This is a genomic window from Dermacoccus sp. GAS27A, assembly GCF_044909235.1.
In the GTDB taxonomy this organism is placed as follows: domain Bacteria; phylum Actinomycetota; class Actinomycetes; order Actinomycetales; family Dermatophilaceae; genus Dermacoccus; species Dermacoccus nishinomiyaensis.
In genome coordinates, this window is sequence record NZ_JBIYDW010000004.1 from 88914 (window position 1) to 105421 (window position 16508).

Sequence of the window (16508 nt, forward strand, 5' to 3'; positions counted from 1 at the left end):
GCTCGGGCGTCCCGACGACGAACAGGACGGTGAGTCATGTCTGCTCATGCTTTCTCCGCCCAGCCCGCTGCCCAGGGGTTGTACGACCCCACGTTCGAGCATGACGCCTGTGGTGTCGCGCTCGTCGCGACGATGCGGGGCCACGCCGGCCACGACATCGTCGACGCGGCGCTGCTGGCCCTGACCAACCTCGACCACCGCGGTGCCACGGGCGCCGACCCGCTCGTCGGCGACGGCGCCGGCATCCTCACGCAGATCCCCGACGCGTTCCTGCGCGAGGTCGTCGACTTCGAGCTGCCCGCGAAGGGCTCCTACGCCGTCGGCATCGCGTTCCTGCCGCAGGACGCCGACGGCCAGTGGCACGTCGGCGAGGGCTTCGACCGCATCGCCGACGAGGAAGGCCTCGTCGTCCTCGGCTGGCGTGACGTCCCCGTCAACCCCGACGTCGTCGGTGAGTCGGCGCGCGGCACGATGCCGGTCTTCCGCGAGGTGTTCGTCGCGGCGAAGGACGGCGACGCCTCGGGCCTCGAACTCGACCGTCTCGCGTTCTGTGCGCGCAAGCGCGCCGAGAACGAGCTCGACGTCTACTTCGCGTCGCTGTCGGCGCGCACCATGGTCCACAAGGGCATGCTGACGACGGCGCAGCTCGAGCAGTTCTACCCCGACCTGTCGGACGAGCGGTTCGAGACGGCGCTGGCCCTCGTGCACAGCCGGTTCTCGACGAACACGTTCCCGAGCTGGCCGCTCGCGCACCCGTTCCGCTTCATCGCGCACAACGGTGAGATCAACACGGTGCGCGGCAACCGCAACTGGATGAGCGCACGCGAGTCGCAGTTGCGCAGCGACATCATCCCCGGCGACCTGTCTCGCCTGCTGCCGATCTGCACCCCGAACGCGTCCGACTCGGCGACGTTCGACGAGGCCCTCGAACTGCTGCACCTGTCGGGTCGCAGCCTGCCGCACTCGGTGCTCATGATGATCCCCGAGGCGTGGGAGAACCACGCGACGATGGACCCGGCGCGTCGCGCGTTCTACGAGTACCACGCCGCGTTCATGGAGCCGTGGGACGGCCCCGCGTGCGTGACGTTCACCGACGGTTCGCTCATCGGCGCCGTCCTCGACCGCAACGGCCTGCGTCCCGGGCGTTACTCGGTGACGAAGGACGGCCTCGTCGTCCTCGCCTCCGAGGCGGGTGTGCTCGGCCTCGCGCCGGAGGACGTCGTCGAGCGTGGGCGCCTGCAGCCGGGCAAGATGTTCCTCATCGACACCGAGGCCGGGCGCATCATCCCGGACGAGGAGATCAAGGGCGAACTCGCCACGGCGAAGCCGTATCAGGAGTGGCTCGACTCGGGCATCGTCAAGGTCGGCGACCTGCCGGATCGTGAGCACATCACCCACTCGCTCAGCTCGGTCACGCGCCGTCAGCAGACGTTCGGCTACACGAACGAGGAGCTGAAGATCCTGCTGACGCCGATGGCGTCGACGGGCGCCGAGGCGCTCGGTTCGATGGGCACCGACACGCCCGTCGCCGTCCTCAGCTCGCGTCCGCGCCTGCTGTTCGACTACTTCACGCAGCTGTTCGCGCAGGTGACGAACCCGCCGCTCGACGCGATCCGCGAGGAGCTCGTCACGAGCCTCGGCACGACGATGGGTCCGGAGGGCAACCTGCTCACCGACGGCCCCGAGCACGTCAAGCAGGTCGAGTTCGGCTTCCCCGTCATCGACAACGACGAGCTCGCGAAGATCGTCCACATCAACGCCGACGGCGACCGCGCCGGCTTCGCGGCGTACGTCATCCGCGGCACGTACCGCGTCGACGGTGGTGCGAGCGCGCTCAAGGCGCGCCTGCAGGGCATCTTCGCCGAGGTCGACCAGGCGATCGCCGACGGTCACCGCTTCGTCGTCCTGTCCGATCGTGACTCGAACGCCGAGTTCGCGCCGATCCCGTCGCTGCTGCTGACGGCGGCGGTGCACCACCACCTCATCCGTCAGAAGACGCGTCTGCAGGTCGGGCTCGTCGTCGAGGCCGGCGATGTGCGCGAGGTCCACCACGTCGCGCTGCTCGTCGGCTACGGCGCGGCGCTCGTCAACCCGTACCTCGCGATGGAGTCCGTCGAGCAGCTCGCCCATGAGGGTGCGCTCGGTGACACGACGCCCGAGCAGGCCGTCAAGAACCTCATCAAGGCGCTCGGCAAGGGCCTGCTCAAGGTCATGTCGAAGATGGGCATCTCGACCGTCGCCTCCTACCGCGGCGCGCAGGTGTTCGAGGCGCTCGGCCTCAGCCAGGGGGTCGTCGACGAGTACTTCACCGCGACGACGTCGCGTCTCGGCGGCATCGGTCTCGACGTCATCGCGGCCGAGGTCGCGGCGCGTCACGCGAAGGCCTACCCGAGCGACGGCCAGGGCCCCGCGCACCGCGAGCTCGAGGTCGGTGGCGAGTACAAGTGGCGCCGCGAGGGTGCACCGCACCTGTTCAACCCGACGACGGTGTTCCGCCTCCAGCACTCGACGCGCGCGCGTCGTTACGACATCTTCAAGCAGTACACGCAGGCCGTCGACGACCAGTCGGCAGAGCTCATGACGCTGCGCGGGCTGTTCAAGTTCGCCTCCGACCGTCCGTCGATCTCGATCGACGAGGTGGAGCCGGCGAGCGCCATCGTCAAGCGCTTCTCGACGGGTGCGATGTCGTACGGCTCGATCTCGAAGGAGGCACACGAGACGCTCGCGATCGCGATGAACCGTCTCGGCGCGAAGTCGAACACCGGAGAGGGCGGCGAGGACGTCGATCGCCTGCTCGACCCGAAGCGTCGTTCGGCGATCAAGCAGGTCGCCTCGGGTCGCTTCGGCGTGACGTCGCTGTACCTCACGGAGGCCGACGACATCCAGATCAAGATGGCGCAGGGCGCGAAGCCCGGCGAGGGCGGTCAGCTGCCCGGGCCGAAGGTGTACCCGTGGGTGGCGCGCACGCGTCACGCGACGCCCGGCGTGGGTCTCATCTCGCCGCCGCCGCACCACGACATCTACTCGATCGAGGATCTCGCGCAGCTCATCCACGACCTGAAGAACGCGAACCCGAGCGCGCGCATCCACGTCAAGCTCGTCTCCGAGGTCGGCGTCGGCACCGTCGCCGCCGGTGTCTCGAAGGCCCACGCGGACGTCGTGCTCATCTCCGGCCACGACGGCGGCACGGGAGCCTCCCCGCTGACGTCGCTCAAGCACGCCGGTGGGCCGTGGGAGCTCGGCCTCGCCGAAGCGCAGCAGACGCTGCTGCTCAACGGCCTGCGCGACCGCATCGTCGTGCAGACCGACGGCCAGCTCAAGACGGGCCGTGACGTCGTCATCGCCGCGCTGCTCGGCGCGGAGGAGTTCGGTTTCGCAACCGCGCCCCTCGTCGTCAGCGGCTGCATCATGATGCGCGTGTGTCACCTCGACACCTGCCCGGTCGGCATCGCGACGCAGAACCCGGAGCTGCGCGAGCGTTTCAGCGGCAAGCCGGAGTTCGTCGAGACGTTCTTCGAGTACATCGCCGAGGAGGTGCGCGAGATCCTCGCCGAGCTCGGTTTCCGTTCGATCGAGGAGGCCGTCGGGCACGTCGAGGCGCTCGACACCGACGAGGCCGTCGAGCACTGGAAGGCCAGTGGTCTCGACCTCGCGCCGATCTTCGCGAAGGCGGAGATGCCGTTCGGCGGTGAGCTGTTCAACACCCAGGGTCAGGATCACCACCTCGACGCTGCGCTCGACAACGAACTCATCGCGAAGGCGAAGGACGCCATCGAGCACAAGACGCCGGTCGCGTTCGAGACGAAGGTGTCGAACGTCAACCGCACCGTCGGCACGATGCTCGGCCACGAGTTGACCAAGCGCTACCTCGATGAATTGCTCCACGACGACTTCGTCGACATCACGCTGCGCGGTGCGGGCGGGCAGAGCTTCGGCGCCTTCATCCCGAAGGGCCTGACGCTGCGGCTCGTCGGCGAGGGCAACGACTACGTCGGCAAGGGCCTGTCGGGTGGGCGCATCATCATCCGTCCCGATACCGAGACGGCCCTCGTCGCCGAGGAGAACGCCATCGCGGGCAACGTCATCGGTTATGGCGCGACCAGCGGTGAGATCTTCCTGCGCGGCAAGGTCGGCGAACGCTTCTGCGTCCGCAACTCGGGAGCGACGGCCGTCGTCGAGGGCGTGGGCGATCACGGCTGCGAGTACATGACCGGTGGTCGCGTGCTCATCCTCGGCGCGACCGGACGCAACTTCGCGGCCGGCATGTCGGGCGGTGAGGCGTACGTCCTCGATCTCGACGCCGACCTCGTCAACCGCGAGCTCGTCGAGGTCACCGGCCTGCGCGCCGAGGACGAGGACGTCGTCAAGGAGCTGCTGACGAAGCACGCCGCCGAGACGGGTTCGTCCGTCGCCGAGTCGTTGCTGAACGACTGGCCTGCGAGCCTCGTCCGTTTCTCGCTCGTCACGCCGCGTGAGTACCAGCGCGTGCTGAGCATCCGCAAGGACGCCGAAGGCATGGGCGTCGACCCCGACAGCGCCCAGGTGTGGGACAAGATCATGGAGGTGAGTTGACGTGGCTGACCCCCGCGGATTCCTCAAGACCCGGGAGCGCGAGCTGCCCGAACGTCGCCCCGTTCCCGTTCGCATCCGCGACTGGAAGGAGGTGTATGAGGAGCAGCAGCTCGGCACCCTGCAGCGTCAGGCCGGCCGATGCATGGACTGCGGCATCCCGTTCTGTCACGCGGGCTGCCCCCTCGGCAACCTCATCCCCGAGTGGAACGACCTGTCGTGGAAGGGTGAGTGGGAGGAGGCCATCGAGCGCCTCCACGCCACGAACAACTTCCCCGAGTTCACCGGACGCCTGTGCCCCGCGCCCTGCGAGACGGCGTGCGTGCTCGGCATCAGCCAGCCCGCCGTCACGATCAAGCAGGTCGAGAAGACGGTCGTCGAGGAGGGCTTCGAGCGTGGTTACGTCAGGCCGCAGGTGCCGACGCGCCTGACGGGCAAGACGGTCGCCGTCGTCGGTTCGGGGCCCGCGGGCCTCGCCGCCGCGCAGCAGCTGACGCGCGCCGGGCACACCGTCGCCGTGTTCGAGCGCGACGACGCCCCCGGTGGCCTGATGCGCTACGGCATCCCCGAGTTCAAGATGGAGAAGGGCATCCTCGATCGTCGCATCGAGCAGATGAAGGCCGAGGGCACCCGTTTCCGCTGCAACACCGAGATCGGCGTGACGCTGACGGCGGAGCAGCTGCGCTCGCGCTACGACGCCGTCGTCCTCGCGATGGGCGCGACGGTGCGTCGCGACCTGCCGGTGCCGGGGCGTGAGCACACGGGCACGTACCAGGCGATGGAGTACCTGCCCCAGGCCAACCGCGTCGCGCTCGGCGGCGAGGTCGAGGGTCAGATCCTCGCGACCGGCAAGGACGTCGTCGTCATCGGTGGTGGCGACACCGGAGCCGACTGCATCGGTACGGCGCTGCGTCAGGGCGCGAAGTCGGTGACGAGCCTCGAGATCATGCCGCAGCCCGGCGAGGAGCGTCCGGCCAACCAGCCGTGGCCGACGTACCCGATGATCTTCCGCGTCGCCTCGGCGCACGAGGAGGGTGGCGAGCGCGTCTACTCCGCCTCGACGAAGGAGATCCTCGCGGACGACGACGGCAACGTCAGCGGTCTGAAGATCGTCGAGGTGAAGTTCGTCGACGGCAAGTTCGAGGAGGTCGAAGGCTCGGAGCGAGTCATCCCGGCGCAGCTCGTGCTGCTCGCGATGGGCTTCCTCGGCCCGCAGGGCGAGGGTCTGCTCGAGCAGCTCGGCGTCGACACCGACGAGCGCAGCAACGTGCAGCGCGACGCGAACTACATGTCGAGCGTGCCCGGCGTGTTCGTCGCCGGTGACTGTGGGCGCGGCCAGTCGCTCATCGTGTGGGCGATCGCCGAGGGCCGCAGCGCGGCGCGCGGCGTCGACATGTGGCTCATGGGTGACTCGACGTTGCCCGCGCCGATCAAGCCGACGGATCGTCCGCTGACGGTGTGATCGTCCGCATGTGTTGACGCCTGATCGCGCGTCGTGGAAGCCCCTGCCGCCCTCGTGGGGGCGGGGGTTTCCGCGTCGTCGCGGGCCTACCCGCGAGTACGGTGACGGGGGTCTCACCGGGCGAGATGGTCGACTGAGGGAACGCTCGCGCGGGCGATAGGGTTGGCAGCATGCGTCGCGCGAAAATTGTTGCCACCCTTGGCCCTGCTACCGACTCTGCCGAACGGACGCGTGAGCTCGTCGAGGCCGGCCTCGACGTCGCCCGCTTCAACCTCTCCCACGGTTCGTACGAGGAGCACCAGACCCGGTACGACCACGTCCGCGCCGCCGCTGCGGCGACGGGTCGCGCCGTCGGCGTCCTCGCCGACCTGCAGGGCCCGAAGATCCGCACCGCTCGTTTTTCCGCGGGCCCGGTCGACCTCGCGAAGGGCGACCGCTTCACCATCACGACCGAGGACGTCGACGGTGACTCCGAGAGCGTCGGCACGACGTACAAGGGCCTGCCGGGCGACGTCAACGTCGGCGACATGCTGCTCGTCGACGACGGCAAGGTCGCGCTGCGCGCGGTCGAGGTGACGGCCACGGACGTCGTGACCGAGGTGGTCGTGCCGGGCCGCGTCTCGAACAACAAGGGCATCAACCTGCCCGGTGTCGCGGTGAGCGTGCCCGCGCTCAGCGAGAAGGACGAGGCTGACCTGCGCTGGGCGTTGAAGGCCGGCGCCGACCTCATCGCGCTGTCGTTCGTGCGCGACGCCGCCGACATCACGCGCTGCCACGAGATCATGGACGAGGTGGGCATCCGTCGCCCCGTCATCGCGAAGATCGAGAAGCCGCAGGCGGTCGAGAACCTCATCGAGATCATCGAGGCGTTCGACGGCATCATGGTCGCGCGCGGTGACCTCGGCGTGGAACTGCCGCTCGAGGACGTGCCGATCGTGCAGAAGCGTGCCATCGAGCTCGCGCGCCGCGCGGCGAAGCCCGTCATCGTCGCGACGCAGGTGCTCGAGTCGATGATCGAGAATCCGCGCCCGACGCGCGCCGAGGCCTCCGACTGCGCCAACGCGGTGCTCGACGGCGCGGACGCCGTCATGCTGTCGGGGGAGACGTCGGTCGGTGCGTGGCCGATCGAGACGGTCAAGACGATGGCGCGCATCATCTCCTCGACGGAGGAGCACGGCCTCGAGCGCGTGCCCGACCTCGGCATCCAGCCGCACACGAAGGGCGGCGTCGTGACGAAGGCCGCCGTCGAGGTGGGGGAGACGCTCAGGTGCACGCATCTGGTCAACTTCACGACGACGGGCGACTCGGCGCAGCGCATGTCGCGTCTGCGTCCGCGCCTGCCGATCGTCGCGTTCACGCCGTCGGAGACGGTGCGTTCGCAGCTCGCGCTCGTGTGGGGCGTGCAGACGGAGTGCAGCCCGAAGGTCAAGCACACGGACGAGATGTCGATGCAGGTCGACGAGATCTTCCTCGGCGACGGTCGCTGCATCGAGGGTGACCTCGTCGTCATCGCCGCCGGTTCGCCTCCCGGCATCCCCGGTTCGACGAACGCGCTGCGCGTGCACAAGATCGGCGACGCGAAGAACCGCGTCGCGCCGGCCTACGAGGACCACGAGAAGGCCCGTAGCGCCGCCGCGCAGAACTGATACTGCCTCAGTCCTTGATCGGCGCTGCTGCCCCCGCGCCCGGTGCGCGGGGGCAGCGCGCGTTCGGGTAAGGTGAGCGGGCACCAGCCGACGTGGTGGAATGGCAGACACGGAGCACTCAAAATGCTTTGCCGCAAGGCGTGGGGGTTCGAATCCCCCCGTCGGCACGCGCACAGGGCTCGACCGTCGAGGTCGAGCCCTTCGTCGTTCCGCGGCGGCGGCGCTAGGCTGGCGCGCATGCTCTCCAAGGACACGCAGCTGTGCATCTCGATGTCGGGGCGCCCGAGCAACATCGGCACGCGCTTCCACAACCGGCTCTATGACGAGCTGGGGCTCGACTTCGTCTACAAGGCGTTCTCGCCGGTTGATCTCGCGCAGGCCGTCGCCGGCATCAGGGGGCTGCCGATCCGGGGCGCGGCAGTGAGCATGCCGTTCAAGGAGCAGGTCATCCCGATGCTCGACGCGCTCGACGAATCGTCGAAGGCCATCGACTCCGTCAACACGATCGTCAACGACGACGGCGTCCTCACCGGCTACAACACCGATTACGTCGCCGTCGCGTCGCTGCTGCAGACCCACGGCGTGCCGACCGACCTGCGCATCGCCGTGCGCGGCTCGGGCGGCATGGGCAAGGCGGTCGTCGCCGCGTGCCGCGACACCGGCTTCACGCGCGGAACGATCGTCGCGCGCAACGTCGAGGCGGGGGAGAAGCTCGCCGCGCAATACGGCTGGGAGCACTCGCGCGATGTGCCGGAAGGCACCGACGTCCTTGTCAACGTCACGCCCCTCGGCATGGCCGGTGGTGAGGGCGTGGGGCGGTTGAGCTTCACCACCGACGAGATCGACGCCGCGACGTGGATCTTCGACGTCGTCGCGAGCCCGAGCGACACGCCGCTCGTCGTCGCCGCGCGGGAGCGGGGCAAGAACGTCATCACCGGCGCCGAGGTCATCGCGCTGCAGGCCGCCGAGCAGTTCGTCCTCTACACCGGCGTACGCCCCAGCGACGAGCAGATCCGTACCGCGTCCGAGTTCTCGCGCCAGGACGCGTAGGATTTTCGCCGTGAGTGAGACGAGCGACCAAGACCAGCGCCTGCGCGTCGTCGTGGCGGAGGACGAATCTCTCATCCGCCTCGACCTCGTCGAGATGCTCGATGCGGGCGGCTACGACGTCGTCGCCGCCGTCAGCGACGGGGAAGCGGCCGTGGCTGCGATCGCCGAGCACCGACCCGACCTCGCGCTGCTCGACGTCAAGATGCCCCGCAAGGATGGCATCAGCGCCGCCGAGGAGATCGGCGCCGACGGCCTCACCCCCGTCGTCCTCCTGACGGCGTTCAGCGACCGCCACCTCGTCGAACGCGCGAGCGACGCGGGCGTCATGGCCTACGTCGTCAAACCGTTCACCTGGAACGACCTCGGCCCGGCGCTCACCGTCGCGACCCGCCGATGGCGCGAGATGCGCGCCCTGCGTGACGAACTCGCGGCGATCAACGCCAAGCTCGAGACGCGCAAACAACTCGACCGGGCGAAGGGCATCCTCACCACCAAGCTCGGCCTCGACGAACCCGCGGCGTTCCGCTGGATCCAGAAGACCGCGATGGATCGTCGTCTGTCGATGCAGCAGGTCTGCGACGGCGTCATCGCCGAGTTCGGCGACGCCTGACGCGAGAAGGGTTGTGGAGGTTCGCGCGATGGGTATCGCGAGCCTCCACAACCCTTCGTCGCCAGAGGAGGCGTCTCAGCCCTTCGGCAGATCCCGCAGCATGCACGTGATGCGGGCGGTGCAGGTGCGGTTGCCCTCATCGTCGGTGATGACGACGTCGTACGCCGCGAGGGTGCGCCCGATCGACAGCGCCGTCGCGGTCGCCGTCACGATGCCGCTCCTCGCGGAACGGTGATGCGTCGCGTTGATGTCGAGCCCGACGGCGAATCGTCCCGGCCCGGCGGCCATGTTCGCGCCGATGGAGCCGACGCTCTCGGCGACAACGACGTTCGCGCCGCCGTGCAGCAACCCGAACGGCTGCGTGTTGCCCTCGACGGGCATGGTCGCGACGACACGCTCGGGGGAGGCCTCGAGCACGCGGATGCCCATGCGCTCGTCGAGCGTGCCGCGGCTCATTTGCGCGAGTTCGTCGAGCATCTGCTCCTGCGTCATCTCGGGCGCGTGGGTTGCGGTCTCGGGCGTGGGGGAGCTCGTCATGGTCTCGCCTTTCGGGTTGTCGGTGCTGGGACATAGGCTGCCACGTGTGAAGCGCTTGTTGTTGTTGGACGGACATTCCCTCGCCTACCGGGCCTTCTTCGCGCTGCCCGCGGAGAATTTCTCGACCTCGACGGGGCAGCACACGAACGCCGTGTACGGCTTCACGTCGATGCTCATCAACCTGCTGCGCGACGAGGAACCGACGCACCTCGCCGTCGCGTTCGACGTGTCGCGTCAGACGTTCCGCAGCGAGGAGTACGCCGAGTACAAGGCGGGCCGCGCGACGACGCCGAGCGAGTTCAAGGGGCAGGTGAGCCTCGTCAAGGAGGTGCTCGACGCGATGGGCGTCACGCATCTCGAACTCGACGGGTACGAGGCCGACGACATCCTCGCGACACTCACCACCCAGGCGACGCAGGCCGGTTTCGACGAGGTGCTCCTGTGCTCCGGCGACCGCGACGCGCTGCAGCTCGTGCGCGACAACGTCACTGTGCTGTACCCCGTCAAGGGCGTCTCGGAGCTGACGCGCATGACGCCCGCCGCCGTCGAGGAGAAGTACGGCGTGCCGCCCGAGCGCTACAGCGACCTCGCCGCGCTCGTCGGCGAGAAGAGCGACAACCTGCCCGGCGTGCCCGGTGTCGGCCCCAAGACGGCCGCGAAGTGGATCGGGCAGTACGGCGACCTCGAGGGCCTCGTCGCCAACGTCGACCAGATCAAGGGCAAGGCCGGCGAGAACGTGCGCGCCCACCTCGACGGCGTGCTGCGCAACCGACGCCTCAACCAGCTGCTCGTCGACGTGCCGCTGCCGGTGACGCCGGACGACCTCGCGCGCCACGACTGGAACCGTGACGAGGTGCACCGCGTCTTCGACGGTCTCGAGTTCAAGGTGCTGCGCGACCGCCTGTTCGCGACGCTCGGCACGGCGCAGCCCGAGGCGGAGGGCGACGTCAGCGTCGACGGCGTCGTGCTCGGCGACGGCGAGGTCGAGACGTGGCTCGCCGGTATCACCGGGCGCGCCGGGCTGTTCGTCGACGGCACGTGGGCGAAGGGCGCGGGTGACGCGAGCGGCCTGGCGATCGCCGACGAGAGCGGCCGCGCCGCGTACGTCGACCTGACGACCCTCGCACCCGAGGACGAGCAGGCGCTTGCCGAGTGGCTCGCCGACGTGACGAAGGCGAAGGCCCTGCATGACGCGAAGGGCCCGATGCACGCCCTCGCCGCGCGCGGTCTCACCCTCGCAGGGCTGACGAACGACACCGCCATCGCGGCCTACCTCGTGCGACCCGACCAGCGCTCGTACGGGTTCGAGGATCTGCTGCTGCGCTACTGCCACATCGAACTGCCCGAGACCAGCAAGCAGGCAGCCGGTCAGGGGATGCTCGACCTCGGTGACGTCGGCGCTACGCAGGGCGACGACGCCATGGCGCGCGCCGCGGCCGTCGCGACCCTGGCCGCCGCGCTCGACGAGGCGGTCGCCGACGTCGGTGGCATCGAGCTCATGGCCGAGCTCGAGCTGCCGATCGTCGAGGTGCTCGCGACGATGGAGCAGGCAGGCATCGCCGTCGACCTCGACGCGCTGCACGAACTCGAAGCCGACTACGACGCGCAGGTCGTCGCCGCGCAGCAGGACGCGTGGGACGCGATCGGTGGTGATCAGGTCAACCTCGGCTCGCCGAAGCAGTTGCAGGTCGTGCTGTTCGAGACCCTGGGCCTGCCGAAGACCAAGAAGACGAAGACGGGGTACACGACGGACGCCGAGGCGATCGCCGACCTGTCGGAAAAGGCACCGCACCCGTTCCTCGACGCGCTGCTGCGTCACCGTGACGCCTCGAAGCTGCGCTCGACGGTGCAGGGCCTCATCAAGTCGATCGGTGACGACGGCCGCATCCACACCACCTACCAGCAGACGATTGCGGCGACCGGGCGTCTCAGCTCGACCGACCCGAACCTGCAGAACATCCCGATCCGCACCGAATCGGGTCGACGCATCCGTCGTGTCTTCGTGGTCGGCGAGGGCTACGACTGCCTCATGTCCGCCGACTACAGCCAGATCGAGATGCGAGTCATGGCGCACCTGTCCGGCGACGAGGGCCTCATCCAGGCCTTCAACGACGGCGAGGACCTGCACCGGTTCGTCGGCTCACGCGTGTTCGGCGTCGAGCCGAGCGAGGTGACCTCCGAGATGCGCGCGAAGGTCAAGGCGATGTCGTACGGCCTCGCGTACGGGCTGTCGGCGTTCGGCCTGAGCAAGCAGCTGCGCATCTCCACGGCCGAGGCGCAGCGCCTCATGGACGGCTACTTCGAACGCTTCGGTGGGGTGCGCGACTACCTGCGTCAGATCGTCGACGACGCGCGCGCGACCGGCTACACCGAGACGATGATGGGCCGGCGCCGCTACCTGCCCGACCTGACGAGCGACAACCGTCAGCGCCGCGACATGGCCGAGCGCATGGCGCTCAACGCGCCGATCCAGGGCTCGGCGGCCGACATCATGAAGAAGGCCATGCTCGGCGTCGACGAGGCGTTGCGCGCGGCGAACCTGCGCTCGCGGGTGCTCCTGCAGGTGCACGACGAACTCATCGTCGAGGTCGGCGCGGGCGAACGCGACGAAGTCGAACGCATCGTGCGCGAGCAGATGGGTGCGGCCGCCGACCTCGCGGTGCCGCTCGACGTCAACGTCGGCACCGGACGCAGCTGGCAGGACGCCGAGCACTGACGGCCGCCGCCCGTGAGGGTCGACAGCCGGCACGTCGGGTCGGCCGGTGAGAAGAAGACGTTCGCAGCTGCCTCTCGGCCGAGCAGCCGACCTAGAGTGGAAGATTCCGGTTGGGGATCTTTTTCACTCATCTCGGAGGTGCTCATCACCGCTTCGGGCCCGGGGGCCAGCGGTTTCGGCCGGGGACCCTTCGAGCCGTTGATGGGGCTCTTGGCCCAGTCGCTCACCGACGTCGAGTGTCACACGGCGGGCGCGCACACCCGGTGCGACGACGGCGTCGTCACCGATGACGCAGTCCTCCAGCACGGCGCCCGCCCCCACGACCGCGCCGGGCCCGATGATGCAGCCGTTCACGATGGCGTCGGCGGCGACGCGTGATCCGCCCAGCAGCAGGCTGCCGGAGATCGCACCCGCGTCAGGGGTGCCAGCAACCCCCCGCAGGTCGACGGCGTCGAGGTCACGCTCACGCGCCCAGGCGAGGTTCGCCGCCAGCAGGGCGGCGGGCGTACCGATGTCGTGGAACGGTGCGTCGTCGCGGTTGACGAACACCCCGCCGCGCTCGCTCGCCTCAGGAAACACCTCGCGTTCGAGGGAGACGACCGCGTCGACGGGCACGAGATCGACCAGGGCGGGGGAGACGACGTACGTGCCCGCGTTGACGACGCCCGCCGGCGCACTCGGTGGCTTCTCCTCGAACGCCGTGACGCGCCCGGCCTCGTCGAGGTGTAGCAACCCGTACGCCGACGCGTCGGGCACGGCGCGTCCGTGGATCGTGGCGAGCATCGGGGGTGCGTCGCCGGCGCGAACGGCACACGCCCGGTGCGCCCGGTGCGCGGCGACCTGCGCGCCGAGGTCATGCTCGGTGATGAGGTCGCCGTTGAGGACGAGCACGTCGTCGTCGGACGCGAGATCGAGCAACCCGCACGCGTGACGCAGCGCGCCGGCGGTGCCGAGCGGATGCTCCTCACGGCTGTAGCGCAACCGGACGCCGTACGCGTCGCCGTCACCGAGCGCCGGACGAAAGGCGTCCGCGTGGTACGAGGTCGCGAGCACGACGGATTCGACGCCCGCCGCCGCGAGACGATGAAGTTGGTGCGCGATGACGGGTTCGTCACCGATCGGCAACAGGTGCTTCGGCGTGCGGCGCGTGAACGGCAGCAGCCGGGTGCCGTACCCACCGGCCAGGACGACGGCGTGCAGGCTCATCGGCCGCTGGTGCTCGACGCACTCGACGAGCTGGTGCTCGACGCGCCCGACCCGTCACCGTGCTGCTGGATCTGCGGGGCGAGCCAGTTCCAGAAGATCGGGCCGGACTCGCTGGTGAAGTGCAGCCCATCGGCGTAGAGGTTCACGCCGTTGATGCGGCCGTGATACTGCCCGCCGGGGCAGAGGAAGCCGAACTGGTCGATGAGGGTGACTCCGTTGGAACGCGCCCAGCCCTTCGCCACGTCGTTGAGATGCTCGACCTTCGCGGTGTCGTTGGTCGCGACGACCGTCGGGTCGGTTCCTATCGTCGGCACGCGGTGGCACGACAGGTCGACGAGGTAGGGGTGGGTGATGTTCTGCTGCTTCGCCTTCTGCGCGACGCCGTCGAGGCTGGAGCGCACGAACGCGTCGTGCTCGGCGCTGCCGGTGCGCAGCGTCCGTCCGTCGACCGCGTAGTCGTTGAGCAGGTTCTGCGGCAGGAAATACAGCATCGTGTCGCGCCCGGCGAGGCCGTAGTACCAGTCGTCGTGGAACTGGTCGCACTTCGACAGCGACGGCACCGGCTGGCCGCCGCTGCTCTCCTGCCCGGCGAACGTCGTGCATCCAAAGCTCGCTGATTCCGTCAGCTGCAGGTCGGGAAAGCGTGTCTGCGGGAAGTTGGCGAACAGGCTGTGCGGGATCGAGTTGCCGACGAGGATCGCCTTGACGTCCTCACCGGGCGTGTACGTCTTCATCGCGTACGTCAGTTCGCCGCCACCCGAACCGGCTTCCAGATCTGAACCGCCACCCGAGACGTGCGGTAGCGCCAGCGCCCCACCGGCGACGACGAGTGCCGTCGCGGCGGCCGCGATCGGGGCGAGCCGACGAGGTGCAGGCGAGCGCGGCCACAGGGCGCGCACCCCGCCACGGCGCACGGGCTGCTCCACGAAGCGGTAGGTCGCCGTCGCGAGCACGAGGGCGGCGACGGCCTGGACGACGCCCGCCCACGCCGCGTCGAGGCCGAGACGCTCGGGCGCGAGGTAGACGTGCAGCGGCCAGTGCCACAGGTACAGCGCGTAGCTGATGAGCCCGAGCCGGCGCAGCCACTCGAACGACAGCACGTGCTGGAAGCTGTTCGGGTGCGGCGAGGCTGCCGCGAGGATCGGCACGAGCGCGACGACGCAGAACGCGACGAGCCCGCCACGGAACAGCCCGGACGACGACTCGTCGAAGGTCAGCATCGCGATGACCAGCGCGAAGAGCGCCGGCCACGCGAGACGTTCGAGCCACAGCAGCCACGGCGCGGGGCGCGCATGACCCCACTGCGACGGCCCGATCCAGGCACCCGCGGCGGCGCCGATGAGCAGTTCGAACGCGCGGGTGTCGGTGCCGTAGTAGATGCGCGTCGGGTCGACGCCGGGCACGTACAGGTGCGCCATCCACAGCGCCGACGCAGCAGCGAGCGCGAGCAACCAGAACGCGAGGTGGCGGCGGCGCGTGAGGAACCGCGTGAGCGCGAGCAGCAGGAGCGGGAACAGCAGGTAGTACTGCTCCTCGATGGCGAGCGACCATGCGTGACGCAGGGGAGAGGGCGTGCCGTTCGAGGCGAAGTAGGCCTCGTCACCGGAGATGAAGTGCCAGTTCGCGACGTACGCGAGGGTCGAGAGCACGTCGAGCGAGACGGCGTAACGACGCGACGGCAACGTCCAGAACGTCGCCATGACGAGCACCGCGAGAAGGACGACGACGAGCGTCGGCATGAGCCGTCGGGCGCGTGCCAGCCAGAACCCGCGCAGGTCGATGCCGCCGCGTTGGACGTACTCGCGTACGAGCAGCGTCGTGATGAGGTAGCCGGACAGGACGAAGAACAGGTCGACGCCGAGCCACCCGCCGCGCGCCGCGTTCGGCCACAGGTGGAACACGAGGACACCGAGCACCGCGAGCGCCCGCAGGCCGTCGAGGGCCGGGCGGTATGTCAGGGGGGTGTGGGGGCGGCGAGCCACGGTCGATCCTCTTCCACGAGTCATTCGTTCGAAGCCCTGAGTGTATTTGTGACATACACCTCATTGCAGGTGAATCCACCGCTAGCATGCGGTCATGCTGAACACGAACGATGAGGCGGGCCCCACGGGTCTCGCGACCGGCACGAAGATCGCTGCCATCATCTCCGCGCTGCTCCTGGCCGTCGCGGTCTACTTCTTCGTCTCCCCGACGAACTTCCGGGGCAAGGACGGCAGCCTGTTCGGCTGCGGTTCGCCGATGTCCCCCAACACCTCCGGCCTCGCGAAGGGGCAGTGCAACATCATCGAGGGGCAATCGCTGCACCGCGCGCTGCTGTTCCTCGCGCTCGCGCTCACCACCGCCGCGCTCGGCTACCTCCTGTTCGGCACGCACGGCTCCGGGCGCGCCGCGCGCGGACGCGAGCGCTACGACCGTTATGAAGAGCACGACGACGATGACGACGAGCGTCCGGTGCGCCCCGCGCGGCGCGAGCGTCGTGACGCCGAGGAGCGTCCCGCACGTCGTGCACGCCTCGGTGACGAGGACCGCGACGCAGAGCGCCACGAGCGCGGCGTGCGCATCGAGAAGGTCGAGCGGGCCGCAGGCGAAGACGGCGAGGACGACGACGTGCACGAGCGCCGCACCGCGCGCGGGCGCAAGCGCCTGTCGGACCAAGAGCGCGACTGACGCTGCCCGTACCGGCCCCGCGAAACGAGGCCAGGAGAAACGACG

Annotated in this window: 10 protein-coding genes and 1 tRNA gene; 8 read left to right on the forward strand and 3 right to left on the reverse strand. The window is 69.3% G+C overall.

What is annotated here, in order from left to right:
* Positions 1-36 precede the first annotated feature (36 nt).
* From gltB to ABH936_RS05590, 6 genes are all read left to right on the forward strand, one after another.
* Positions 37-4572, forward strand: a complete 4536-nt coding sequence (gltB, locus tag ABH936_RS05565) for a glutamate synthase large subunit (RefSeq protein WP_404602789.1) — start codon at positions 37-39, stop codon at positions 4570-4572.
* Position 4573: 1 nt separating this feature from the next.
* On the forward strand, positions 4574-6031 hold the full coding sequence (locus tag ABH936_RS05570) for a glutamate synthase subunit beta (protein WP_259877958.1): 1458 nt from the start codon (positions 4574-4576) through the stop codon (positions 6029-6031).
* Between the two features lie 170 nt (positions 6032-6201).
* Positions 6202-7677 carry a pyruvate kinase gene (gene pyk, locus ABH936_RS05575; protein ID WP_259877957.1) on the forward strand — a complete coding sequence of 492 codons (1476 nt, stop codon included), beginning with the start codon at positions 6202-6204 and terminating at the stop codon, positions 7675-7677.
* 86 nt (positions 7678-7763) lie between these two features.
* Positions 7764-7844: transfer RNA gene (locus ABH936_RS05580), tRNA-Leu, on the forward strand.
* Between the two features lie 70 nt (positions 7845-7914).
* Complete coding sequence (locus ABH936_RS05585) at positions 7915-8727, forward strand: shikimate 5-dehydrogenase (RefSeq protein WP_259877956.1); 813 nt, start codon at positions 7915-7917, stop codon at positions 8725-8727.
* A 10-nt stretch (positions 8728-8737) separates the two neighbouring features.
* Positions 8738-9337, forward strand: coding sequence for an ANTAR domain-containing response regulator (locus tag ABH936_RS05590; RefSeq protein WP_006943731.1), 600 nt, complete (start codon positions 8738-8740; stop codon positions 9335-9337).
* A 75-nt stretch (positions 9338-9412) separates the two neighbouring features.
* Here ABH936_RS05590 and ABH936_RS05595 read toward each other — a convergent pair whose 3' ends face one another.
* Positions 9413-9874 carry a PaaI family thioesterase gene (locus ABH936_RS05595; RefSeq protein ID WP_006943746.1) on the reverse strand — a complete coding sequence of 154 codons (462 nt, stop codon included), beginning with the start codon at positions 9872-9874 and terminating at the stop codon, positions 9413-9415.
* 46 nt (positions 9875-9920) lie between these two features.
* Here ABH936_RS05595 and polA point away from each other — a divergent pair, with 46 nt between their 5' ends.
* A complete protein-coding gene (polA, locus tag ABH936_RS05600) occupies positions 9921-12590 on the forward strand; it encodes a DNA polymerase I (RefSeq protein ID WP_404602790.1) in 2670 nt (889 codons plus the stop codon).
* A gap of 123 nt (positions 12591-12713) precedes the next feature.
* On the opposite strand, the gene ABH936_RS05605 is transcribed toward polA, so the two are convergent.
* Both ABH936_RS05605 and ABH936_RS05610 read right to left on the reverse strand, forming a co-directional pair.
* Positions 12714-13796, reverse strand: a complete 1083-nt coding sequence (locus ABH936_RS05605) for a sugar phosphate nucleotidyltransferase (protein WP_404602791.1) — start codon at positions 13794-13796, stop codon at positions 12714-12716.
* Complete coding sequence (locus ABH936_RS05610) at positions 13793-15778, reverse strand: acyltransferase family protein (protein WP_404602792.1); 1986 nt, start codon at positions 15776-15778, stop codon at positions 13793-13795. Before ABH936_RS05610 ends, ABH936_RS05605 begins: the two co-directional genes overlap by 4 nt.
* 94 nt (positions 15779-15872) lie before the next feature.
* Here ABH936_RS05610 and ABH936_RS05615 point away from each other — a divergent pair, with 94 nt between their 5' ends.
* A complete protein-coding gene (locus tag ABH936_RS05615; RefSeq protein ID WP_404602793.1) occupies positions 15873-16463 on the forward strand; it encodes a hypothetical protein in 591 nt (196 codons plus the stop codon).
* Positions 16464-16508 lie beyond the last annotated feature (45 nt).

What these genes read in the sequence shown, in the direction of transcription:
- ABH936_RS05585 (WP_259877956.1), top strand. Translation starts at nt 7,915, where the DNA reads ATGCTCTCCAAGGACACGCAGCTGTGCATCTCGATGTCGGGGCGCCCG.
- ABH936_RS05595 (WP_006943746.1), bottom strand. Translation starts at nt 9,874, where the DNA reads ATGACGAGCTCCCCCACGCCCGAGACCGCAACCCACGCGCCCGAGATG.
- ABH936_RS05615 (WP_404602793.1), top strand. Translation starts at nt 15,873, where the DNA reads ATGCTGAACACGAACGATGAGGCGGGCCCCACGGGTCTCGCGACCGGC.
- gltB (WP_404602789.1), top strand. Translation starts at nt 37, where the DNA reads ATGTCTGCTCATGCTTTCTCCGCCCAGCCCGCTGCCCAGGGGTTGTAC.
- pyk (WP_259877957.1), top strand. Translation starts at nt 6,202, where the DNA reads ATGCGTCGCGCGAAAATTGTTGCCACCCTTGGCCCTGCTACCGACTCT.
- ABH936_RS05605 (WP_404602791.1), bottom strand. Translation starts at nt 13,796, where the DNA reads ATGAGCCTGCACGCCGTCGTCCTGGCCGGTGGGTACGGCACCCGGCTG.